The organism is Caulobacter sp. CCNWLW153 (assembly GCF_036889365.1).
GTDB lineage: Bacteria > Pseudomonadota > Alphaproteobacteria > Caulobacterales > Caulobacteraceae > Caulobacter > Caulobacter radicis.
The window spans coordinates 210185-233686 of the sequence record NZ_JBAKFV010000009.1 but is presented as its reverse complement, the minus strand read 5'-3'; the positions used below and the strand labels follow the sequence as shown (position 1 = coordinate 233686).

Annotated in this window: 17 protein-coding genes; 7 read left to right on the top strand and 10 right to left on the bottom strand. The window is 69.9% G+C overall.

The features are described 5' to 3' along the window. Nucleotides 1-25 precede the first annotated feature (25 nt). A complete protein-coding gene (locus tag V6S85_RS15695) occupies nucleotides 26-1009 on the top strand; it encodes an alpha/beta fold hydrolase (protein ID WP_334349504.1) in 984 nt (327 codons plus the stop codon). Nucleotides 1010-1230: 221 nt separating this feature from the next. Here the strand turns inward: V6S85_RS15695 and V6S85_RS15690 are convergent, their stop codons facing one another. Continuing rightward, a complete protein-coding gene (locus V6S85_RS15690) occupies nucleotides 1231-3483 on the bottom strand; it encodes a TonB-dependent receptor (RefSeq protein ID WP_334349502.1) in 2253 nt (750 codons plus the stop codon). A 167-nt stretch (nucleotides 3484-3650) separates the two neighbouring features. On the opposite strand from V6S85_RS15690, the gene V6S85_RS15685 reads away from it, so the two are divergent. Then, nucleotides 3651-5882 (top strand): S9 family peptidase, encoded by a 2232-nt coding sequence (locus V6S85_RS15685; protein WP_334349501.1) that lies wholly within the window; start codon nucleotides 3651-3653, stop codon nucleotides 5880-5882. A 66-nt stretch (nucleotides 5883-5948) separates the two neighbouring features. Beyond that, nucleotides 5949-7580: an amidase gene (locus V6S85_RS15680; protein ID WP_334349500.1), complete on the top strand. Its 1632-nt coding sequence runs from the start codon at nucleotides 5949-5951 to the stop codon at nucleotides 7578-7580. Between the two features lie 204 nt (nucleotides 7581-7784). Here the strand turns inward: V6S85_RS15680 and V6S85_RS15675 are convergent, their stop codons facing one another. The 7 genes from V6S85_RS15675 to V6S85_RS15645 all read right to left on the bottom strand — a co-directional run bounded on the left by V6S85_RS15675 (nucleotide 7785) and on the right by V6S85_RS15645 (nucleotide 14575). Continuing rightward, on the bottom strand, nucleotides 7785-7934 hold the full coding sequence (locus V6S85_RS15675; protein ID WP_334349499.1) for a hypothetical protein: 150 nt from the start codon (nucleotides 7932-7934) through the stop codon (nucleotides 7785-7787). Further along, on the bottom strand, nucleotides 7928-8419 hold the full coding sequence (locus tag V6S85_RS15670; RefSeq protein WP_116565361.1) for a hypothetical protein: 492 nt from the start codon (nucleotides 8417-8419) through the stop codon (nucleotides 7928-7930). The genes V6S85_RS15675 and V6S85_RS15670 overlap by 7 nt, the downstream gene beginning before the upstream one ends. Next, a complete protein-coding gene (locus tag V6S85_RS15665; protein WP_334349498.1) occupies nucleotides 8416-9828 on the bottom strand; it encodes a hypothetical protein in 1413 nt (470 codons plus the stop codon). The genes V6S85_RS15670 and V6S85_RS15665 overlap by 4 nt, the downstream gene beginning before the upstream one ends. Beyond that, the gene (locus tag V6S85_RS15660) at nucleotides 9825-11408 is read right to left on the bottom strand and encodes a tetratricopeptide repeat protein (protein WP_334349496.1); all 1584 of its coding nucleotides are present in this window, start codon (nucleotides 11406-11408) and stop codon (nucleotides 9825-9827) included. Before V6S85_RS15660 ends, V6S85_RS15665 begins: the two co-directional genes overlap by 4 nt. A 176-nt stretch (nucleotides 11409-11584) precedes the next feature. After that, nucleotides 11585-12052 (bottom strand): hypothetical protein, encoded by a 468-nt coding sequence (locus V6S85_RS15655; RefSeq protein WP_334349495.1) that lies wholly within the window; start codon nucleotides 12050-12052, stop codon nucleotides 11585-11587. Between the two features lie 17 nt (nucleotides 12053-12069). Next, the gene (locus tag V6S85_RS15650) at nucleotides 12070-13290 is read right to left on the bottom strand and encodes an acyl-CoA dehydrogenase family protein (RefSeq protein WP_334349494.1); all 1221 of its coding nucleotides are present in this window, start codon (nucleotides 13288-13290) and stop codon (nucleotides 12070-12072) included. A gap of 151 nt (nucleotides 13291-13441) precedes the next feature. Beyond that, the gene (locus V6S85_RS15645; protein WP_334349493.1) at nucleotides 13442-14575 is read right to left on the bottom strand and encodes an acyl-CoA dehydrogenase family protein; all 1134 of its coding nucleotides are present in this window, start codon (nucleotides 14573-14575) and stop codon (nucleotides 13442-13444) included. 141 nt (nucleotides 14576-14716) lie between these two features. On the opposite strand from V6S85_RS15645, the gene V6S85_RS15640 reads away from it, so the two are divergent. Further along, nucleotides 14717-15271 carry a hypothetical protein gene (locus V6S85_RS15640; RefSeq protein ID WP_334349491.1) on the top strand — a complete coding sequence of 185 codons (555 nt, stop codon included), beginning with the start codon at nucleotides 14717-14719 and terminating at the stop codon, nucleotides 15269-15271. A 167-nt stretch (nucleotides 15272-15438) separates the two neighbouring features. Here the strand turns inward: V6S85_RS15640 and V6S85_RS15635 are convergent, their stop codons facing one another. After that, nucleotides 15439-16107 (bottom strand): OmpW/AlkL family protein, encoded by a 669-nt coding sequence (locus V6S85_RS15635; RefSeq protein ID WP_334349490.1) that lies wholly within the window; start codon nucleotides 16105-16107, stop codon nucleotides 15439-15441. Between the two features lie 82 nt (nucleotides 16108-16189). Continuing rightward, the gene (locus tag V6S85_RS15630) at nucleotides 16190-17089 is read right to left on the bottom strand and encodes a hypothetical protein (RefSeq protein WP_334349489.1); all 900 of its coding nucleotides are present in this window, start codon (nucleotides 17087-17089) and stop codon (nucleotides 16190-16192) included. 101 nt (nucleotides 17090-17190) lie between these two features. Between V6S85_RS15630 and pepN the strand changes: the two genes are divergently transcribed. The 3 genes from pepN to V6S85_RS15615 all read left to right on the top strand — a co-directional run bounded on the left by pepN (nucleotide 17191) and on the right by V6S85_RS15615 (nucleotide 23455). After that, complete coding sequence (pepN, locus tag V6S85_RS15625; protein ID WP_334349512.1) at nucleotides 17191-19782, top strand: aminopeptidase N; 2592 nt, start codon at nucleotides 17191-17193, stop codon at nucleotides 19780-19782. A gap of 364 nt (nucleotides 19783-20146) precedes the next feature. Then, nucleotides 20147-22615, top strand: coding sequence for a cell cycle histidine kinase PleC (pleC, locus tag V6S85_RS15620; RefSeq protein ID WP_334349488.1), 2469 nt, complete (start codon nucleotides 20147-20149; stop codon nucleotides 22613-22615). An 87-nt stretch (nucleotides 22616-22702) separates the two neighbouring features. Beyond that, complete coding sequence (locus tag V6S85_RS15615; protein WP_133244716.1) at nucleotides 22703-23455, top strand: hypothetical protein; 753 nt, start codon at nucleotides 22703-22705, stop codon at nucleotides 23453-23455. Nucleotides 23456-23502 lie beyond the last annotated feature (47 nt).

The following is a 23502-nucleotide window of genomic DNA, read 5'->3' as shown; positions in this document are numbered from 1 at the left end:
TGATAACATAACAAGGGAGACGCCGATGGCCGCCGCGCAGACCTGGCCGCAGCCGCAGTTCGCCGACATCAACGGCTTGCGGATGGCCTATTACGAGGCCGGACCGCGCCAGGGCGTTCCCATCGTCTTCTCCCACGGCTTTCCCGAGCTGGCCTATTCGTGGCGACATCAGGTCGCAGCCCTGGCGCAGGCCGGCCATTGGGTGATCGCCCCCGACCAGCGCGGCTATGGCCTGACCGACAAGCCCACCGCCGTCACCGACTACGACATGGAGCACCTGACCGGCGACCTGGTCGCGCTGCTCGACCACCTGGGCGTGGAGAAGGCGATCTTCTGCGGCCATGACTGGGGCGGCATCGTCGTCTGGGCCATGCCGCTGCTGCATCCTGACCGCGTGGCCGGGATCATCGGGCTGAACACCCCGTTCGTGCCGCGCCTGCCGATCGATCCCATCGAGATGTTCAAGGCCGCCTACGGGCCGGACATGTACATCGTGCACTTCCAGACGCCCGGCGCGGCCGACGCCCTGTTCGCCCAGGACGTGGACAAGACCATGCGCTTCTTCATGCGCTTGCCCGGCGACAACGTGGTCGGCTTCTCGTCGCGTCCGGCCGAGCGCCGCTCGCTGGCCCTGCAACTGGCGCTGGAACACTACGATCCGGCGACCGACGACAAGCAGTTCCTCGGCGACGAGGAGCGCGCGGTCTATGTGGAGGCGTTCGAGAAGGGCGGCTTCACCGGCCCGATCAACTGGTACCGCAACTTCACCCGCAACTGGGAGCGGTCGGAACCCCTGCCCCGCCGCATCGACGGTATCCCCTGCCTGATGATCATGGCCGAGCACGACGTGGTGCTGCCGCCCAGCCTCGCCGACCGCATGGGCGACCAGATCGACGACCTGGAGAAGGTGCTGGTCGAGGGCAGCGGCCACTGGACCCAGCAGGAGAAGCCGGAGGCGGTGAACGCGGCGATCATCGACTGGCTGGGGCGGCGGTTTGCGAAGGGGTGAGGCGTCCGATCACATTGGGCGTCGGGGCGAAAACCTCGTCCTTCGACAAGCTTAGGATGAGGTTTTTCCAGCGATCGGGCCTGTAAATGGTCCTCACCCTGAGCTTGTCGAAGGGCGAGGACCACTCAGGGCGGCTGAAGACCGCCTCGGCCTAGACGTCCGAACGCCGCCTCCATTCCAGCCTACAAACAGCCCTGATGGAAGTTGCGGGGCGGCAAGCGCTAGAACCGCGCCCGCAGCCCAAGGCGCGCCGCCCTCCCCGCCATCGGGGCGCGGTAGCGCAGGAACGAGTTGTGGGCCCGGGCCTCATCGTCGAGCAGGTTGGTCGCGTCGACGAAGGCCTCCCACTCGGCGCCGCGCGCCGCAAAGCCGTAGGCGGCGTGGGCGTCGACCAGGGTGTAGGCGGCGGTCGGGGCTTCGTTCTTGGCGACGCGGTCCTGCGCCTCATAGCGGACGGCGCCCAGGCTGGCGCTCCAGACCCCGCGCGACCACGACACGTCGCCGCCGAAGCGCGAGACCGGCATGCGCGGCAGGTAGTCGCCGTCGAGGTTGCGGCGGAAGTATTCCTTGTCCCAGTCGGCCGTCGTCACCTTCGAGGTGAAGGGGCTGTAGCCGTCCGGCAGGGTGAAGCGGGGCTTGCTGCGCACCCGGTCGACGAAGCCGCCGATCACGAAGTCGCCGGCCGCCGTGCCGCGGAAGGCGACCGAGCCCTCGATCTCCAGGCCCTCGATCCGGGTGTCGCCCTGGCGCCATTCGCGCACCGGCAGGGTGCGCGAGACGCCGGTGTTCCCGAGATAGAGATAGTTGTCGTAGTCGGTGCGATAGGCTGCGGCCGTCAGGCGATAGCGGCCGCGCTGGAAGCCCGCGCCCAGCTCGGTGGTCTTGGCCCGCTCGACCTTCAGGCGGGAGTCGCCCTGCTCCTCGGTGAGGATGCCGAAGTGGTCGCCGTTGGCGTAGAGCTCGATCAGCGACGGGGCGCGTTCGGTCTCGTCATAGCGCGCTTCCACGAACAGGCCCTTCAGCACGTCGTAGCGCACCGATCCCGACAGGTCGGTGGTCGAGTAGTCGCGGTCCTTGGCCAGTGAGCCGAGGCCGCGCCCGGGACGGATGGTGGCCTCGTCGACGTCGTAGCGCGTGCGGCCCGCGCGGGCGCCGGCCTTCACGGTCAGGGCGCGCCAGGCGAACTGCTCGGCCCAGTAGATGGCCTCCTCGCGGGTGGCGACCGACGGCAGATAGGCCTTGGCGCCATCGGTGAGGAGGTCGCGCTGGCTGGCCTGCACGCCGACGAGGCCCGTGAAGCCCGCGAAGGGCTTGTGCGTCACGTCGATGCGCAGGTCGTCGGCCTCGGTGCGCAGGCGGGTGTGGGCTTGGCCGTCGATGACCTCGCGGTCGTCGCCCTCGGTGCGGGCCAGGGCGAAGTCGATGCGCGCCACGCCCAGGGCGTCGGGCGTCAGGCCGCCCTTGACGTCGAACCGCGTCGAGCGGACCTGAAGGCCGATCGGCGACGGCTGCGGATGGCTGGAGGTGATGTAGGCGAAGCCCGGCACGCCATAGTCGCTGACATAGCGCTGCACGGCCGCGCCGAAATAGCCGTCGGCGGTGATCCGGCTGCCGCCCAGGGTGACGACCTTGGTCGTCAGGCCGCTGCCCGACAGCCGGCCGTCGGCGCCGGGATTGCGGTCGGTGATCACCTGGCGCTCGGGCGGGGTGCCGTCGACCCACAGGCCGGTGACCGGATCACGCACCCAGGTCGGGTTGGACAGGCGCACCTGGCACAGGGTCTGGACATAGGTGCTGGACACCAGCGACTTCCAGGTGCGGCAGGCCGCGTCCTTGGAGCCCGAGGGAATGCGCAGGTCGGGCACGTCGCGATAGAGGGCGTCGACATGCCAGGCCCACTCGCCCTGGCCGCCGTCGAGCCGGGCCATGGCGGCCGAGCCGGTGTTGTAGCCGCCGCTGATCTCGGCCCGGCCCGAGAAGGCCTGGCCGGGTACACGGGTGGGAATGCGACCGTCGCTCACGTCGACCGAACCGCCGATCGCCTGGCTGCCGTTCAGCACCGAGGCCGGCCCCTTGGAGACGACGATGCGGTCGGCCAGGAACGGCTCGATCGGCGCGGCGTGATCACCCGACAGGGTCGAGGCGTCGCGCGAGGGCATGCCGTTGACCAGCAGCGCCACGCGCGGGCCCGACTGCCCACGGATCTCGGGACGGCCGGCCGCGGGGCCGAAGGCGCTGTTCTGCACCCCCGGCGTCTTGGCCAGGGTCTCGCCCAGGCTCGCGGCGCGCACGCGGGCCAGCGCCTCGCCGGCCAGGACCGAGCGCGAGGCAGTCAGGACGGGAGCAGGCTCGTCCTGGGCGCCCTCGACGAGAACCGGCTGCACGGCGGTGGGGGTCTCGCCGCCCTCCTCCGCGTGGGCGGGAACGGCCGCGAGCGGCAGGAGCGAGGCGAAGGCGAGCAGAAATCTACGCAAGGGGGCACGCTGTCCGGGAAGGAAATGGCAGGGAAACGCGACGGCTCGCCTGAGCCGATCCGCGTTGCGCATTTCCGTTATGTTATATTGTAACGATTCTCAAGCGAAGCTTCGGATCGCACGCACGGGGGCTGACAACGGCCACGCTGCGCTCTAGCGTCCGCGCCATGATCCGTCCCTCGCTCCTGGCCCTCTCGGCCTGTCTCGCCCTGGCCTCTCCCGTGATGGCCGAAAAACTCACCCCCGAGCGCCTGTTCTCCGACCCGGACATCAACGGGCCGACCGCCAAGGGCGTGGCGCTGTCGCCGGACGGCAAGCGGGTGACCTACCTGAAGGCCAAGCCCGAGGCGGCCAACGTGCAGGACCTGTGGGCGGTGGACGTCAAAGGCGGCGAGCCCTATCGCCTGATCGACGCCAACGCCCTGTCATCGGGCGACAAGGCGCTGTCGGAAGCCGAGATCGCCCGTCGCGAGCGCGCCCGGGTGCTGGCCCGCGGCGTCGTCGAATACAGCTGGGACAGCGAGGGCCGCTTCGTGCTCGTGCCGCTGGATGGCGACCTCTATGTCGACAGCGTCGCCGACGGCAAGGTGACCCGCCTGACCCAGACCCCAGGCGACGAAGTCGACGCCAAGGTCTCGCCCAAGGGCAGGTTCGTCTCGTACGTCCGCGACCAGAACCTCTATGTGCGTCCGCTGACCGGCGGCGAGGAGACGGCGGTCACCGCCGAGGGCAAGGGCGCCCTGTCGTTCGGCGTGGCCGAGTTCATCGCCCAGGAGGAGATGGACCGCGACACCGGCTACTGGTGGTCGCCGGACGAGCGCCTGATCGCCTACACTCGCGTCGACGAGAGCGGCGTCGACATCGTGCCGCGCGCCGACATCGGCCCATCGGGCGCGACCGTGATCGACCAGCGCTATCCCCGCGCCGGCCGCCCGAACGCCATCGTCGACCTGTTCGTCAAGGACCTGGCCTCGGGCAAGGTGGTGCAGATCGACCTGGGCGCCGACAAGGACATCTACCTCGCCCGCGTGGCCTGGTCGAAGGACGGCAAGACCCTCTACGTCCAGCGCCAGAGCCGCGACCAGAAGACCCTCGACCTGATCGCCTTCAACCCGGCCGGCGGCCAGGGCCAGATTGGGGGCAAGACCATCCTGACCGAGACCGACCCGCACTGGGTGGAACTGCACGACGACTTCCGCCCGCTGAAGGACGGCAGCTTCCTGTGGTCGTCGGAAAAGTCGGGGAACAAGCACCTCTATCGCTACGCCGCAGACGGCAAGCTGCTGGCCCAGGTGACCAAGGGCGACTGGCCGGTCGACAAGATCGAGGCGGTCGACGACGTCGACGAGAAGCGCGGCCTGGTGTTCTTCAGCGCCTCGATCGACACCCCGATCGAACGCCGGCTCTACTCGGTGTCCTACACCAAGCCCGCCGCGCCCAAGGCCATGACCCCGGCCGGCGGCTGGTGGACCACCAAGGTCGCCGCCACCGGCGCCTTCGTCGGCTCGTATTCCGATCCGAAGACCCCGCCGCAGACGGCGCTGTATGACCCGGCCGGCAAGCGCGTGCGCTGGATCGAGGAGAACAGGCTCGACGCCGCCCACCCCTACGCGCCCTACGCCGCCGACCATCTGGTTCCGGAGTTCGGCACGCTGAAGGCCGCCGACGGCCAGGCCCTGCACTACTCGCTGCTGAAGCCGGCGAACTTCGACGCCAGCAAGAAGTATCCGGTGATCGTCTCGGTCTATGGCGGCCCGCACGCCCAGCGCGTGACCAAGGCCTGGAACGTCAGCGACGAGGCCTTCGCCAACGCCGGCTACGTGGTGTTCAAGCTCGACAACCGCGGCTCGTCCAACCGCTCGACGGCGTTCAAGACGGCGCTGGACCGCCGCATGGGCACGGTCGAGGTCGAGGACCAGTTCGTCGGCGCGGCCTTCCTGAAGACCCTGCCCTACGTCGACGCCGAGCGCCTGGGCGTGATGGGCTGGTCGTACGGCGGCTTCATGACCCTGATGATGCTGAGCGCCGAAGGCACGCCCTTCAAGGCCGGCGTCGCGGGCGCCCCGCCCACCGAGTGGGGTCTCTACGACACCCACTACACCGAGCAGTTCATGGGCAAGCCGGACGAGAACAAGGCCGGCTACGCGGCCTCGGACTTCCTGGGTCGCGTCGACAAGCTGAAGCCCGGCAGCCTGATGCTGATCCACGGCATGGCCGACGACAACGTGATCTTCGAGAACAGCACCCGCGTGCTGGCGGCCTTGCAGAAGAAGGGCATCGCCTTCGAGACCATGCTGTATCCGGGCGAACGCCACAGCGTCATCCGCAGCCGGTCCAAGGGCCTGCACGTGATGAAAACACATCTCGACTTCTTCGACCGCAAGCTCAAGGGCGAGTGATCGAGCAAGCGGCCCCGGTTCTCGCCGGGGCCGTTTTCGTATCCGGCAGGGGGAATGACCGTGGGGATGAAGCGCCTGTTGCTGCTCGGTGTAGCCGCCTTGCTGTTGGCTGGTCCGGCCGTGACAGCGCCCGCAACACCGAAGACCAGGACCCCGGCCGAGTTCCTCGCCTCGCTCTCCGAAGCCGCCAAGGATGAAACCGTGCTCATCGGCTTCATCGGCCCGGACGGCGATTTGACAGACGAACAGGCCCGACAGGCCTCGGGCGAACTGACCGCCGAGGACGCCGTGCTGGGCCGCCTCATGGCGCAGCACCTGTTCGGCGCCAGGACCAACGCCATCCTGGCCTTCAATCCGGACGCCCTGGATATCGCCCGCGCCCTCGACGCCGAGCGCAAGGCCGGCAAGACGCGCGGCCCCCTCCACGGCCTGCCGATCCTGGTCAAGGACAACATCGAGACCGCCGACCCGATGGCCACCACCGCCGGCTCGCTGGCGCTGAAGGACAATGTCACCGGCCGCGACGCAGCCCTGGTCGCCCGGCTGCGGACGGCGGGCGTGGTGGTGCTGGGCAAGGCCAACCTGTCGGAATGGGCCAACATCCGCTCGTCGCGCTCGACCAGCGGCTGGAGCGCCGTCGGCGGCCTGACCCGCAATCCCTACGCGCTCGACCGCAGCGCCTGCGGCTCGTCCAGCGGTTCGGGCGCGGCGGTCGCGGCGGGCCTGGCGGCGGCCGCGATCGGCACCGAGACCGACGGCTCGATCACCTGTCCGGCGGCGATGAACGGCCTGGTGGGCCTCAAACCCACGGTGGGTCTGGTCTCGCGCACCCATATCGTGCCTATCAGCCACAGCCAGGACACCGCCGGCCCCATGACCGCCACGGTGCGCGACGCGGCCCTGCTGCTGACCGCCATGGCCGGCTCGGACCCAGCCGATCCGGCGACGCTGGAGGCCGACGCCCGCAAGGGCGACTACGCCGCCGCCCTGTCGAAGGACGCGCTGAAGGGCGTCACCCTGGCGGTGGCGCGGTTCTACGCCGGAGATTCCCCGAAGACCGACGCGGTGTTCGAGCAGGCGCTGAAGGACCTGACCGCCCAAGGCGCGACCCTGGTGGAGGTGAAGGCCTTCGACGAGGGCCCGGTCGGCAAGGCCGAGGGCGTGGTGCTGTTCACCGAGTTCAAGGCCGACATCGCCGCCTACCTGGCCTCGACCGACCCGGCCAAGGTCAAGCCGCGAACCCTGGCCGACCTGATCGCCTTCAACGCCGCCACGCCGGAGGAACTGCGCTGGTTCGGCCAGGAGACCTTCGAGAAGGCGCAAGGGACCAGGGGCCTGGACGATCCCGACTACCTGAAGGCCAAGGCCGACGCCAGGCGGCTGGCAGGCCCCGAAGGCATCGACCGGATCCTGAAGGAGACCGGCGCCGTCGCGATCGTCGCCCCGACCACGGGGCCGGCCTGGACCATCGACCCGGTCAACGGCGACCACTACGGCGCCTCGGCCACCACCCTGCCCGCCGTGGCCGGCTATCCGCACCTGACCGTGCCCATGGGCCAGGTCGAGGGCCTGCCCTTAGGCCTGTCGTTCATCGGCCCCGCCTGGAGCGAGGCGCGGCTGCTGAGCCTGAGCTACGCCTACGAGCAGGCGACGATGCGACGCAAGCCGCCGGAGATGAAGGCGACGGTGGGGCCTTAGGTTTGATCCCTCTCTCTTCGAGAGAGGGAGGGGCCCGCCGCGAAGCGGTGGGAGGGTGAGAGGTGACAAACTCACCAGAACGTCCGGCGCCGTCGGCGCGGCTTCGGATAAGGCCGAGGTCAGCCTGCCGACGTTGAAACCTCTCACCCTCCCACGCCTTCGGCGCGGGCCCCTCCCTCTCTCAAAGAGAGAGGGATTTTGGCCTCACACCTTCGGGCGGATCACGTCGATGGGCGGCGGGGGCGGCGTCACCTCCGACGGGTGCGGCGGCGGGGGTGGGCGGTGGCCGTGCGGGGTCGTGCAGGCGGTCAGGACGACGACGGCCAGGCCCAGCAGGGCGAGACGGATCAGCATCCGCGCGCGCCGGGGAAGATGCCCAGGCTGCCGCGGAAGCAGCGGTGCTCGCCGCGCGGATCCCAGTACTCGGTCGTGCCGTCGGAACGCTTGATGGCCCAGCGCTCGCCGGTCTGGCCGTCGCGGCCGACCACGGCGATGTCGCCCGGCCCGCGCGAGGTGACCGCGTAGCCGTCGCCGGTCAGGGCGTCGGAAGCGCAGCTTTCGGTCACGCCCGGCTTCGACAGATCGCCCCGCAGGCCCGCCGACGAGCCGGTGCGCTGGTTGAAGGCCGAGACCTCTGTCCCGCCCTGGCCGCTGACGAACACCTGCGTGCCGGTGGCGCGGTCGTAGGTCATGACGTCGGGCGCCTGGCCGGTCAGGGGAGCGCCGCACGGAACCCGGCCGGGCGGGCCAGGACGCTTGGCGGGTCCCGCCGGCTGGGCCTGGGCCGCGCCGGCGACAAGGGCCAAGGCCAGAACGCTGGTTGCGATAAGGCGGATCATCGCGGGCTCCCTTGAGGACCAACGGGCGGAGCGCCGACCGGACCGCCGGCGGCGGCCGAGGCGTCGTAGGGATCGGCCGGACCGCCGGCCAGGGCGCTGGACGGCGGCCCCGACAGCACCGCCACCGCGCCGGTCGGCCAGTAGCTGTCATAGTCGGCGCGGGCCCGGTCGCGCGGCGTGCGGAACAGTTCCGGCGCCTCGAACCACGGGCGGCAGGTCAGCGCGCCGTCGAAATAGCCGGTGACCAGGGCCTCGCAGCCGCCGGGGCGGGCGAAGACCCGGTTGTCGCGGGCTCGGATCTGGGCCCCGCTGTCGGCGAACAGCCCCGCGCGCATCACCCCGGCGATGGCGTTGTCGGAGGCGTAGACCACGCCCGAGGCGGCGTAGATGCCGACGTCGGCGGCTTCCAGCCGGCCGTCCAGCACCCGAAGGTCGGCGCCTTCCAGCACCACCGCCCAGTCGCTGTCGCGGACCACGGGGCGCTGCAGGGTGGTCTCGCCGCCGCTGATATAGATGCCGCGCGAGAAGCCGTCGGTGGACAGGCCGTCGATCTGCACCAGCTGGTCACGGTTGACGCCGGTCAGCACGAAGCCGGCCGAGTTGCGGGTGCGCGACGAACCGCTCCAGTCGCCCAGGCGAACGACGCGGACGTCGCGCAGGCGGCTGTCGCGGCCGGTCTCGACGGCCATGCCGATGGCGGTGGCGGCCACGTCGATGTCCTGGGCCTGCAGGCTGCCCGACAGCTTGACCACCGGGGCGCGGGTGCGGCCGACGAAGGCCGTCTCAATCATCTCCACCCGGCTGTCGGCGACGTCTATGGCCGAGCCCTCGCCGTCATAGCGCACGACCACGCCCTTCAGGGCCAGCTCGGTGGCGCGGCCGACGATGCACGAGGCGGTTCCGCCACGCGAGGCTTCCAGGCCCAGGTTCTGCAGCACCACGAAGGCCACGCCCGGCGCGATGCGGATGCAGGGCTGGTCGGCCGGCGCCAGCAGGATCGGCCGGGTGCGCGCGGGGCTGTAGTCGCGGGCGGTGATCACCACCGAGCGGGTGACGCTGAGCGATTCCAGGCAGGCGCCGCCGTTGCGCGAGACGAGGGTCAGGGTGTCGCCGTCATAGAGGCGGGCGAGCACGTCGTTCACCTCGCCCGGATAGGCGATGTCGCAGTCGACGACGGTGCGATACGGGCCGTAGCCGCCGCCGGGATAATGGGGCCGGCGCGGCGGCTTGCGCTTGACCGGCCGGCGCGCGCCGCAGCCCTTCGACAGGTTGGGCTCGAGCAGCAGGCCGAAGCACGGGCGGATCTGCTGGTCGATCCGGGCGTCGGGCGAGGCCTGGGCGACCTGCGGCGCGGCGCCCACCAGGCCCAGGACGACGAGGGCCGCCGCGAAGGAAGCCAGGCGCTTCATCGATAGTCCCTTTCGGCATCAGGGCGGGCGGGGGCGTTGACGGGCACGGCGTCGACCGGACCGGCATTGGCCGGCGCCACATAGGCGCGCGCCGCATAGGGCTGGGGCCGCTCGCCCGGGCCGCGCGGCGGGCGCGAAACCTGGGCCAGCAGCTGTTGCAGCCGCCAGGCCGACGGCTTGAAGCCGGCCAGCGCCGCGTCCAGCTGGTAGACCACCGCCTTGGCGCGATCCTGGTCGGCCACGCCCTGCAGGCCCAGCGAGAAGAAGGTCGACATGGCGTACTTGGCCTCGGGCGAGCCCTGGCGCTCGGCCTCCTCGTACCAGTGGTAGGCCCGGGCGTAGTCGCGCGGCACGCCGACGCCCTCGGAATACATCACCGCCAGAACGAGCTGGGCCTTGGACGAGCCGTTGACGGCCGCGTACTGCACCGCCCTCACCTTCTCGATCGGCGACAGGCGGCCCGTGGTCCGGCGGCCGATCGAGGCCTGGAAGGTCTGGGCGTCGTTGAGGGAAAGCAGCCGCTCGTCGAGCAGCGGCGCGGGGATGATCCGCAGGTACGACAGCGCCTCGCCGATGTGCACGAACGGCAGCTCGTGCAGGCGGGCCAGGGCCGCCTCCTTGGCCTCGCCGGCCGGATCGCTCTCGTCGGAATGCGGCACGCCGGAATCCGGCGAGTCCGGCGGGTAGAATTCGTAGGGCGGGATCCAGCGCTTGGCCTTGGTCTCGACGAACGTGCCGTACGAGGCCCGCTGCGGCGACGAGCGCTCGAAGTCCTTCAGCATCACATAGGCCGACACGTCGCCGGTCTGCACCGCCAGGTAGTTGTAGAGATAGGCGTCGATGTCGTTGCGGCGGAACAGGTCCAGCGCCGCCGGCGCGCCGACATGGCGGCGGTCGCCATAGGCCTCGACGGCCTGCAGGTTGTCGGACGGCTCGCCATAGGGGCCGAAATAGCCGTCATGCATCCGCGCCAGGGTGCGGTAGCCGTCGGCCCCCTGCGTCGACAGGATGTAGATCACCCGGTTCCTGACCTGCTCGCGCTCCTCGGTCGACATCCGCGACAGCTGGCGGTCGAGCGCGCCATAGGCGGCGTGGCGCTCGTAGGCGCGGCAGTCGTCGAAGCGCGAGACGGCCTTGCCCGGCTTGCCGCGCGGCTCATAGGCGGCGATCGGCGCGTAGCCGGACGGATTGGCCAGGGCCATGGCGTACCAGGCGGCCGCCTCGACCGGATCGTCGAGGTTCTTGTCGCTGGTCCGCTGGCCCTCGTAGCGGCGGGCCAGTTCCAGCTGGGCGAAGAAGTCGCCGCGGAAGCCGCCCTGGCGCAGGTTGCGGATCTCTATCTGCTGCTGGTTGAACTGGCCCGAAGACCCTTGCGCCACCTGCGGGCGCGGACACGCCGTGGCCCGCTTGGCGAACAGCTGCGGCGCGGAGAAGTCGCAGCCGAACAGCGGCAGCACGGCGACCGCCGCCACCGCGCCCAGCGGCACGCGGCGGATCAGACGACGCCTGTTTTCGAGGAGATGGACGCCCGCGCGCCTCAGCCGGCGGAGGAGCGCAACAGCATCGCCGGCCTCGTGCATCGCTCCCCCTCCAGCACGCCGTTAACCATGATCGGAAACCCGTTCATGAGCCGCCGGAAGCGAGACTGTCAAGCTCGCCGACCGACGTTCATCAACTCTTGTTTGACGTGCCTGAAATGGAACGGGTTTTGGGGAGGTCGAAGTGGGGAAGTACGTGTATTTTCACGGTTTATGGCTCAGCCGCGCTCACGTCTGACCCGATCGATAGCCCGCAGAATCTCGTCCCGATTCTTCGCCGACTTGGCCCATGCCGGCAGCCGCGAGACGATGGTCCGATTGCGGGGCCCGACCGGATCGGCGGACCGTTGCTCCACCCTGACACGGCCTGACAGGTAGGTCTCGAGATAGTCGAGGTGCGCATCGTTCCAGGCCACGAGGTCACCGTGACGGGTCACCGCGCGGAAACGCGGCGCCAGGCCCATGAACGGGTCGATCGGCGCGCCGTTCGGGGTCTTGGGCCTGTCGCGCGTCGCTCCACAGTCGCGGCAGACCATCCGGCGCGCGGCGGACGCCTGCGCGTCGGCCGGATCGCGCGGCAGGATGGACGCATACCCGCCGCACACTGGGCAATCGACGACGAGCCGGCCCAGAAAGTCGTCGGGCAGGCGGGCAGGAACCACGGAACGTCCATCGCTGCCCGCCATCCCGCCCCCTGTCTTGGCTACCGTCCCGTCGGCATGTCCCTGAACGGCACGTCCTTGTCCACGCGCACGTCGCCCGGCAGGCCAAGGACGCGCTCGGCGATGATGTTCTTGAGGATCTCGTCGGTGCCGCCGGCGATGCGCAGGCCCGGGGCCCACATCAGGCTTTGCTGGAAGGCCGCGCCGGCGGCGGCTTCGGGGCCGGTGAGGATGCCGTATTCGCCCTGCATCTCGACGGCGGTGTTGGCGAGGTCCTGAAGCTGGTTGGCCGAAATGATCTTGCCGATCGAGCTTTCCGGGCCGGGGGTCTGGCCGCGCGACAGGGCGGTCATGGTGCGGAAGCGGGTGAACTTCAGCCCCTGCGAGGCCACGAACCAATCGGCCAGCTTTTCGCGGAAGGCGTCGTTGGCCAAGGCGGGGCCATCGGCCCCAGGGAGGGCGCGGGCCAGCTCCAGCACCTCGCGGTAGTTGGGGCCGGCCGAGCCGCCGACGGCCAGGCGCTCGTTCATCAGGGTGACGAGGGCGACCTGCCAGCCCTGGCCCACCTCGCCCAGGCGCTGGCTGTCCTTGACCCGCAGGTCGCTGAAATAGACCTCGTTGAACTCGCGCCCGCCCGACATCTGGTGGATGGGACGGCACTCGACGGCCGGATCGCGCATGTCGATCCAGAACATGGTCAGGCCCTTGTGCTTGGGCACGTCGGGATCCGTCCGTGTAAGGAGTATGCCGAAGTCGCTGTAGTGGGCGCCGGTGGTCCAGACCTTCTGGCCGTTGATCACCCACTCGTCTCCGTCCTTGACCGCCCTCGTGCGCAGGGCCGCGACGTCGGAGCCGCCGGCCGGTTCGGAGAACAGCTGGCACCAGATCTCCTCGCCCTTCACGGCCGGGGAAACGAAGCGCTTCTTGGCAGCGGTGTCGGAGAAGGCCATCACCGTGGGCACGCACATGCCAAGGCCGATGGTGAAGTAGCCGTAGGCGACGCCGGCCTTGCCCTCCTCCTGGCCGAAGATGACGGACTCGATCGGCGTGCCGCCGCCGCCGCCCACGGCCGCGGGCCAGGTGATGCAGGCGTAGCCGGCGGCGGCCTTGCTGGCCTGCCAGGCCTTGGCGGCGGCCATGTGCTCGGGGGTGTTGGGTTTGGGCTCGCCATGCTCGGCGCGATGAGCGGCGGCGGCCTCGACCAGCCAGGCGCGGGCCTTTTCGCGGTAGGCGGCTTCGGCGGGGGAGTCGTTGAAGTCCATCTTGGATCTCCTTCCTTCTCCCCTTGCGGGAGAAGGTGTCGGCGAAAGCCGACGGATGAGGGGTTGAAAGGTCGATCCGGAAAGATCTGAGAGACCCCTCACCCGACCCTTCGGGCCACCCTCTCCCGCAGGGGGAGAGGGATCGCCGCTGCTAAGCCGCGTTCTTCTTCTCGAGCTCGCTGACCAGCCGCTCCTTCCAGAGCCTCGGCGAGCCGGCGACCAGGGAGAGCTGCCGCGAGCGGCGATAGTAGAGGTGGCAGTCCACCTCCCAGGTGAAGCCCATGCCGCCATGCACCTGGACGCTCTCCTTGCTGGCGAACCAGAAGGCCTCCGAAGCGGCGATGCGGGCGGCGGCGGCGGCGGTGGGCAGCTCGGGCGCCCCATTTTCCTTGAGGGTGGAGGCGTTGAGGGCCCAGGCGCCGTAATAGGCGTTGGAGCGGGCGACCTCGTTCTTGACGTACATGTCGGCCAGCTTGTGCTTGATGGCCTGGTAGCCGCCGATGACCCGGCCGAAGGCGTAGCGGCCAAGTGCGTAGTCCTTGGCCATCTCCAGGCAGCGGTCGGCGCCGCCCAGTTGTTCGAAGGCCAAGAGCACGGCGGCGCGATCGAGGATCGACTGCACGAGGTCGAAGCCCTCGCCCGCCCCGCCCAGCCGCTCGGCTGTCGCGCCGTCGAAGGTGAGGCGGGCGACGCTTCGGGTGGGGTCCAGGCTCTCCAGCGTCTCGCGCTTCACGCCGGCGCCGGTCAGGTCGACGAGGAACAGGCCAGGCTTGCCGCCTTCGCTCGCCAGCACGATGGCGATGTGGGCGATGTCGCCGTCGGTGACGGGGATCTTCACGCCGGAAAGCCTGCCGCCCTCGACCCGGGCCGACAGGGCCGAGGGCGTGAGCACGCCGGGACCCTCGCTGACGGCCAGGGCGCCGATCACCTCGCCGGCGGCGACGCGGGGCAGGATGGCGGCCTGCTGGGCGCTCGTCCCGTGGGCCATGACGGCCTCGGCCAGGATGTAGACGGTTGAGGCGAAGGGGATCGGGGCGACGGCGCGGCCCAGTTCCTCGGCGATGGCGCACAGCTCGACGCGGCCAAGCCCCAGGCCCCCGTGCTCCTCGGGGATGGCCGCGCCCAGCCAGCCCTGCTCGGCCACCGCGGCCCACAGGGGCGCGTCGTAGCTCCTGGCCGGATCGTCGAGCACGCCGCGCACCACGGCGGGCGGACAGCGACCGCCCAGGAACTTGCGGGCCTCGTCCTTGAGGAACTTCTGGTCGTCGGAATAGTCGAAATCCACGGCCGCTTTCTCCCTTGGCCGTTCTGGCGACGGCCGTTGGAAGCGACGATGAACCACGTTTACGTGCGTGGAAAGATTGACCCGGCGTCAAGAATTTCAGGTTCTTATGGCCGCCGAGTATTTGGAGCCGTTCGAGATCCCATGGCCAAGACCGTCTATCAGCGGAACCAGAAGGTTTGGGTCGAGAGCGTCGGCGCCTGGGCGGTGATCGAGAAGATCGTGCCCATCTGGGCCAAGGGCTTCGACGAGCCGGTGCGGGTGACCTACGACGTGGGCCTGGGCCGCGAGTTCCTGGCCCACGAGCTGAAGCCCGAAGACCGCATGGACCCGCAGGAAGGCGGCGTGCTGTCCAACTGGCGGGTCTTGAGGGCCCGCAACAAGTGGCAGCAGGAGAGCGACTGCCTGCACCACCCCTTCCCCGGCACCTATCCGGTGGTGGTCACCGATCCCAACGACTGGGGCGGCTGGCGCACGCCGGGGGCGGAATACGACCGCGACCCGCGCAAGATCGAGTTCCAGGCCAAGCTGATCGCCGCCGCCCCGCGCCTGCACGCGCTGTCGCGCGAGATCATGACCCTGGTCGGCGACCATCCTGAAGACGCGCCCCCGGCCCTGCTGGCCCTGGCCCAGAAGGCCGCGGCCATCGAGCGGGAACTGCACGAGACCCCGGCGGCGAGCGGAAGCGTGGAGGGGTGAAGCCCTTCATCTTTTCTCCCGTCATTCCCGCCCTTGTGGCGGGAACCTCTGGTTCCGCTCGCACGTGAGGCGCCAGCGGCGTGCTAAGCACGCCGCCCCTCCCGCCCGTGCAGTTGATAGAGGGGTTCCCGCCACAAGGGCGGGAATGACGGAAGGTTTGGGGGCTGTCAGAACCGCCGCCCGATCCCCACCGACACGACCATCGGATCCAGGTTCACCTTCGACTTCAGGGCGCCGCCGTTGATCTTGGCGTCGGTCTCGAACCACACCTTCTTGACGTCGACATTGACGACGTAGGGGCCCTTCACGGCGATGTCGGCGCCGGCCTGCAGGGCGTAGCCGAAGCCGTCGTCGAGATCGACGGTGAAGCCGTTTTTGTCCTTGCCGCTATAGAAGATCATGTAGTTCAGGCCCGCGCCCACATACGGATTGAACCGGGCCTTGGGCGCGAAGTGGTACTGGGCCGAGACCACCGGCGGCAGCACCCAGGTCTTGTGAACGACGACGTCGGTTCCCGGCCCCACGGCCTTGACGGTGTGCTGGGTCGTGCCGGCGATCACTTCCACAGCCAGCTTGTCGGTCAGGAAGTAGGAGACGCCCAGGGTCGGCATGACGTCGTCCTTGACGTCGGCCTTCAGGCCGCTGGCGGCGCCGGCAGCGGTGACGATCGGGTCGCCGGCGTCGGGCGAGACGCTGGTGGCGCGCAGGTTGACCTGCCAGGTCCCCTTGGCGGCGGGCGTGAAGGCTCCCTGGGCCTGCGCGCCCGTGGCGACGGCGGCCAGCGCGAAGCCGACGGCCCCCAATGCAGCAAGGCGAGCGTTGGGAAGGGCGGTCATGGTCTTAATCCCCTTGGAATTCGACGCGTCGAGGCGTCGCCAGGGTGATGCGCCCGCTCGCCGGGGCGCACCTTGATCCGCCTCAAGTGTCCGAGAAGCGGCCCTCCTTCCAGGCGCGCCAGGCCAGGAAGGCGGCGGCCAAGACACATCCCGCCAGCAAGGGAACCGAGTTTTCCGGGCCGCCCGTCCCTCGCAGCCAGGCGATCAGGTGTCCCCGCCCAGGCTCGTAGATGGACGTATCCCCGCCGTCGACCATCGGAGAGCCGGCGATCACCACGCCGGACAGCGCGCCCCACCCCGTCGAGAGGCCCAGCCCCGGCCACAGCCGCCCGTAGCGCAGCCAGAAAAGGCCGAGGATGGCCCCGCCCAGCGCCACGTTCACCCACTGGAGAGGCGGAAGCTCCTCCACGAACGATACAAGCCAGGACGCCAGCAGGGCCGCCAGCGCCACGCCGACGACCGGCCCGAACGCCTGGGTCGCCAGGCGTGCGCCTCCGCCCTGCACGGCCAAGCCCAGCAACAGGCCGCCGAGCGCGCCGTTGCTGGAGCCGTCCAGCGCCCAACGCCAGTTGACGATCGCCGGCGACCGCCAGACCACGTCGCCGCTCAGGATAAGCACGCCCATCAGCAGGCCGAAGGCCGACACGGCCAGGATGATCCCCATGCCCAGTCCAGGGATCGCCGAGGCCGGCGCCAATTCGGACGGCCAGCGCTTTTCGCCCAGCCGAACCGCCAGGACATAGGTCCCAAGGGCGACGACCGTCGCCGCCAGTACCGCCACGGGCGTCTTGACCAGAAGAGGCTCGTAGCAATCGCAGCGCGTCGCGAGTTCGACGAAGACGAAGTCGCCGATGACCGACACGGCCGTCACGACGGCGACGCCCGCGATACCGGGCGCCAGCGTCAGGATGATCGCCCAGACCAGGATCATGACCCAGCGGCCCAGTGACATACGGCCGCCCTGGGCGAGCGTTTCGGGCATGGACGGCGCCTCCGGTCTAGCTTCGAAACTTAGCCGATAAATCGACAAGTCGCGCAACCGCCGGCCTCGCCGACGCGCGGACGGGCGACTACATTGCGGTGATGCGCACCGAAACGCCCCAGCCGATCCGGCTCTCCGACTATCGTCCGTTCCCGTTCGAGATCGAGACGACGCACCTTGCCTTCCAGCTGGAGCCGTCGGCCACGCGGGTGACCGCCACGCTGAAGGTGCGCCGCACGGGCGCGGCCGGCGAGGCCCTGGCGCTGAACGGCGAGCGGCTGGCGCTGAAGTCGATCGCCATCGACGGCCAGGCCCTGAGCGCCAACCAGTACGTGCTGGACGAAGAGCGCCTGGTGATCGCCGAGGTCCCCGACGCCTTCGAGCTGACCACGCAGGTCGAGATCGATCCGTCGGCCAACAAGGCCTTGATGGGCCTCTACATGTCGGGCGGCCGGTTCTGCACCCAGTGCGAGGCCGAGGGCTTCCGCACCATCACCTTCTTCCCGGACCGGCCGGACGTGCTGTCGCGCTACACCGTGCGGATCGAGGCCGACCAGGCCTTCGAGCACCTGCTCAGCAACGGCAACCTGATGGAGACCGGCGAGCTTCCGGAAGGCCGCCACTACGCCGTCTGGAACGACCCCTTCCCCAAGCCGGCCTATCTGTTCGCCCTGGTGGCCGGGCGGCTGGACGTGCTGGAGGACGACTTCGTCACCATGAGCGGCCGCACCGTGGCGCTGAAGGTGTTCGTCGACCCCGGCCAGGCCTCGCGCGCGGCCTATGCGCTGGACGCCCTCAAGCGCTCGATGAAGTGGGACGAGGAGGCGTTCGGGCGCGAGTACGACCTGGACCTCTTCATGATCGTGGCCGTGCGCGACTTCAACTTCGGGGCCATGGAGAACAAGGGGCTGAACATCTTCAACAGCTCGCTCCTGCTGGCCGAGCCGGAGACGGCGACCGACTTCGACTACGAGCGCATCGAGAGCGTCGTCGCCCATGAATACTTCCACAACTGGACCGGCAACCGCATCACCTGCCGCGACTGGTTCCAGCTGTGCCTGAAGGAAGGCCTGACGGTCTTCCGCGACCAGTCGTTCAGCGCCGACATGCGTGGCGCGGCCGTGCAACGGATCAAGGACGTGAAAGCCCTGCGCGCGCGGCAGTTCGCCGAGGACGCCGGCCCGCTGGCCCATGCCGTGCGGCCGTCGAGCTATCTGAAGATCGACAACTTCTACACCGCGACCATCTACGAGAAGGGCGCGGAGATCATCCGCATGCTGAAGACCATCCTGGGCGTGCAGGCGTTCCGGGCCGGTCTTGATCTCTATTTCGAGCGCCACGACGGCGAGGCGACCACGGTCGAGGCCTTCATCGCCTGTTTCGCCGAGGCCTCCGGGCGCGACCTGAACAGCTTCTTTTCCTGGTACGAACAGGCCGGCACGCCGTCGGTGTCGCTGACCCACGCCTATGACGCGGCCGCCAAGGCCCTGTCGATCACCCTGACCCAGAAGACCGCGCCGACCAGCGGCCAGCCGGTCAAGAAGGCGCTGCCCATCCCGGTGACCATCGGCCTTCTGGCCCAGGACGGCAACACCCTGCGCGACAGCGAGGTGGTGCTGCTGGAGGGCGAGAGCCTGACGGTGCGTTGGGAAGGCGTGACCGAGACGCCGGTGATCTCGGCCCTGCGCGGCTTCTCGGCCCCGGTGACCCTGACCACCGACGCGCGGCCGGCCGACGCCTATGTGCTGTTCGCCGCCGATCCGGACCTCTTCAACCGCTGGGAGGCCGGCCAGGGCCTGGCCCGTGGCCTGATCCTGGCGCGCGCCGCCGGAACGCCCGACGAGGTCGGCGAGGAACGCTACGCGCAGGCCCTGGGCCAGGCGCTGGACGACGCCGCCGCCGATCCGGCCTTCAAGGCCCTGTTGCTGGCCCTGCCGACCGAAGGGGATCTCGCCCTGGCGGTCGAGCCCGCCGATCCGGCCGCGATCCACGAAGCTCGCGGCGCCTTGCGCGCCCGCATCGCCGTGCACCTGGGCGAGCAGCTGGCCCGCATCCACGGCGCCATGCAGGGCGACGGCGAGTTCTCGCCCGACGCGGCTTCGGCCGGCCGCCGGGCGCTGCGCAACGCCTGCGTCGACCTGCTGGCCGCAGACCCGCACGCCGACAACGTGCAACGCATCGTCGGCCATTTCGAGGCCGCGGCGGCGCTGACCGACGCCATGGGCGGCCTGTCTGCCCTGCTGGCGGTGGGCGGCGAGCCTTGCGAGACGGCGCTTGCCGCCTTCCACGCCAAGTGGCGGCACGAGCCGCTGGTGCTGGACAAGTGGTTCTCGGTGCAGGCCCGCGATCCGTCGCCGGACGCGCTGCAGCGGGTGCTGGCCCTGACCGCGCACGCCGACTTCGACGCCGGCAACCCCAACCGCTTCCGCGCCCTGGTGCAGGGCTTCGCCAGCGCCAACCCGGCGCGGTTCCACGATCCGAGCGGCGCGGGCTATCGCTTCCTGGCCGACCAGATCCTGGCGGTGGACGACTTCAACCCGATGACCGCCGCGCGCCTGGTCGAGCCCCTGGGCGGCTGGCGGCGCTACGTCCCGGCGCTGGGCGACCTGATGCGCCGCGAACTCGAGCGCGTGAAGGCCGCGCCGGGCCTGTCGAAGAACGTGCTGGAGCTGGCGGGGCGGGCGCTGGAGTAGGGGAAACCTCCCCGTCTGGGGGAGGCGGCCGAAGGCCGGTGGGGGGACGTTTTCAACTTCCGGTGCGTCGACCGGGGTCCGGATCAGCCCCCCGCCGATCGCTTCGCGATCACCTCCCCCCGGGGGGAGGTTCCCTCAGGCGGCGAGCCTGGGGTGATTCCTCCGCGCAACGGTTGCGACCAAAGCGCTCATCCCCCGCTTATTCGCCTCTCCCCCGGGTGACGGCGCATGAACGGGTACGGTAGATTCACCATGTCGGCGAACTGACTCGCCTGGGGTGCTAGAGGTTCAAGCGTTGCGAATTGGCGGGGCGAAACCCGGAAGGCCGGCCAAGGCTGGACTTTCGGCTGCGGGCGTGGCCCGCATGCGCGCCGCCCGGTCGTCGCAGGCCTATGTCCGCATCGTCATTCTGGCCGCGCTGCTGCTGCTGGCCGTCTATACCGCCCTTGGCCTGCACAGCCTGCAGAAGGAAGCCTCCGCTCCCCCCGGCGGCGCGGGCCTGGCGGCCGAGGCGCAGATCCTGTCCGGCAAGGTCGAGACCAACCTGGCCGCCCAGCGCGCGGGTCTGTCGGCGGCCGCCGACATGCTGGAACGCGACCCGACCTCGGCCATCGACGCGGCCGAGACCGCCCTGCGCGCCGCCGGCGGCGAGGCCATGGCCGTGGCCGTGACCACCAACGCCGAGGTGCTGGCCGTCGCGGGCCGCGATCCGTCGGCCGACTGGCGCCTGGCCGCCAAGGCCGCCTCGGCCTCGGGTCGCAGCGTCTGGGTCGGCGGTGTCGGCCGCAGCGGCCGCCTCTACGTCGCCATGGCCGCCCAGACCAGCGCCGGCCGCGGCTATGTCATCGCCGCCGGCGATCCCTCGCGCCTGCTGGGCGAGCCGGCCAAGGAGCGCTCGGTCGCCCTGTTCCTGGCCGACGGCGGCCTGCTGGTCGGCGCCGGCCGCGCCGTTCAGGGCGCCGCCAGCCTCAGCCAGGCCTACACCCTTTCCATCGAGGACCTGCAGGGCGGCGCAGCCGCCCTCACCGGCCGCGGCGTCGACGGCTCCAGCCTGGACGTGGCCTTCGAGCCCCTGGCCCAGGGCGCCGTCATCGTCGCCGTCAGCACCCCCAGCCACACCGTGGCCAATGTCGATCGCCGCGTCATGGAAGGCGCGCTGAACCTGCTGATCCCGCTCGCCGCCGGCATCGCGCTGGCCTTGATCCTGATGCTGCAGAGCCGCCGCGCCGAAAGCGCCCAGAAGGAATTCATCGACAGCGAGCAGCGCTTCCGCCTGGCCGTCGAAGCGGCCCGCTGCGGCATCTGGGAATGGGACCTGCGCTCGGACGAGGTCTACATGTCCGACGTCACCGGGGCGATGTTCGGCTGGGGCGGCGGCGGCGTGGCGCCCGGCCAGGACCTGGTCGAGCGGATCTCGGCCGACCATCGCGACCGGGTGCGCCAGGCGCTGGCCAACGCCGCCCAGTTCGGCGCCTTCGACGTCTCGTTCCGCATCCCGGCCCGCGAGCACGGCGGCCGCTCGATCTGGGTGGACGCCCGCGGCCAGGGCTTCGGCAAGCCGGGCGAGGACGGCTATTCGCGGATCATCGGCGTGGCCCTGGACGTCACCGAGGAGCGCCTGGCCCAGGCCCGCGCCCAGGCCGCCGAGAACCGCCTGCGCGACGCCATCGAGAGCGTGTCGGAGGCCTTCGTGCTCTGGGATCGCCAGGGCCGCCTGCTGATGTGCAACAGGAACTACCGCAACGTCTTCTCGCTGGAGCCCAAGCTCTTGAAGCCCGGCGCGGCCCGCGCCGAGGTCAACCGCTTCGCGGCCCTGGCCATCCGCCAGGAGATCCCCGACCCCACCGGCGCCAAGGGCGTGCGCGAAGCCGAACTGAACGACGGCCGCTGGATCCAGATCAGCGAGCGGCGCACGGCCGAGGGCGGCCTCGTCATGACCGCCGCCGACATCACCGCCATCAAGACCCAGGAAGAGGCCCGCCGCCGCAACGAGGAGCAGTTGCAGAACGCCGTCACCGGCCTCGAGCGCAGCCAGGAGCAGTTGGCCGAGCTCGCCCGCAAGTACGAGATGGAGAAGGTCAAGGCCGAGGGCGCCAACAAGGCCAAGAGCGAGTTCCTGGCCAACATGTCCCACGAGCTGCGCACGCCGCTGAACGCCATCAACGGCTTCTCCGAGATCATGATGAACGAGATGTTCGGCCCGCTCGGCGACCAGCGCTACAAGGGCTACAGCCTCGACATCCACAATTCCGGCCAGCACCTGCTGGCCCTGATCAACGACATCCTCGACATGTCGAAGATCGAGGCCGGCAAGATGGCGCTGAAGTTCGAGCCGCTGCACCTGGAGGACGTCACCGAGGACGCCGTGCGCCTGGTGCGCAACCGCGCCGAGGCGGCCGGCCTGAAGCTCGAGGTCGACTTCCCGCCCCTGCCCGAGATCGAGGCCGACTATCGCGCGGTCAAGCAGGTGCTGCTGAACCTGCTGAGCAACGCCATCAAGTTCACCCCCCGCCAGGGCCGCGTCGTCGTGCGCGCCGAGATCCGCCGCGATCCGCTGGGCGAGCGCGTAAAGGTCTCGGTCACCGACACCGGCATCGGCATCGCCGCCGAGGACCTGGCCCGCCTGGCGCGTCCGTTCGAGCAGGTGGAAAGCCAGCACTCCAAGACCACGCAGGGCACGGGCCTGGGGCTGGCGCTGACCAAGTCGCTGGTCGAGATGCACGACGGCGCGCTGGAGATGGTCTCGACCCCCGGCGACGGCACCACGGTCAGCTTCACCCTGCCGATCAGCCAGAGCAGCCCGATGCAGGTGCGCGACTACGCGGTGGCGTAGAGACGTCCTGTCGACAAAAACGACCCAACAAGCTTGACCGCTCGCGGCAACAGCTAAACTCTCGCTTGCAGTAGCAGGAGAGACTTCTTGAAGATGGTGCGTTTTCCATATGTGTGCAGGCTCGCCCTAGGACTGGCGCTTCTGGCGCTTTCGACGGCCGCCGCAGCGGCCGAAGCCGACAAGGCGAAGGCCCTCGAGAACATCACCGTTCCGCAGGGCTCGACGCTTATTCTGAACCCTGGCTTGACGCTAATAGGCCAGCTGCAGCTCGGGCCCGGTGCACAGATCATCACCAGAGGCGCTTCGGTGCAGTTGCAGATCCAGGTCCTGATCATCGAAGACACGGCCGAGCTAATAGCCAACACCCCCGCGGGGCTCAACACCGGCCCAATCGAGCTGACGGTCGGCGCCGTGGCCGGCAGCGGTCTCTCGATCCTCAACGCCGGGACACCGGGCTTGCCAGGCCCCAATGCCTCGCCTCGCGACCAATCCACCTGCGCGGCCGACGCCGCCGCCTCGGCGGGCAACCCCGGCGGGCCGGGACAGAACGGTGGTGACGCGGGCAGTGTCTCCATCTCCACCATATCGCAGTCGAACTTGGCGGCCTTCCGGGTGCTCACTGACACGAACGCCGCCGGGCAGCCTCAGGATTGCGGCGGCCACATCTGCGGGGGTTTCGGCGGTCCAGGCGGCGCGGGCGGCAGCGGTGTTCCCGTCAAGCCCGCATGCGACAGCAACGCCCTCGGACCGAACGGTCCCCAAGGCGCGGCGGGGTCGACGGGCCGCAATGCGCAGTTCAAATCCCAGGTCATGTTGAGCGGGTCCATCGCCAAGCCCTAGCTTTCGCGGCAGGATTCGCGGAAAGCACCTCGCGGGGAGTGAAAGAC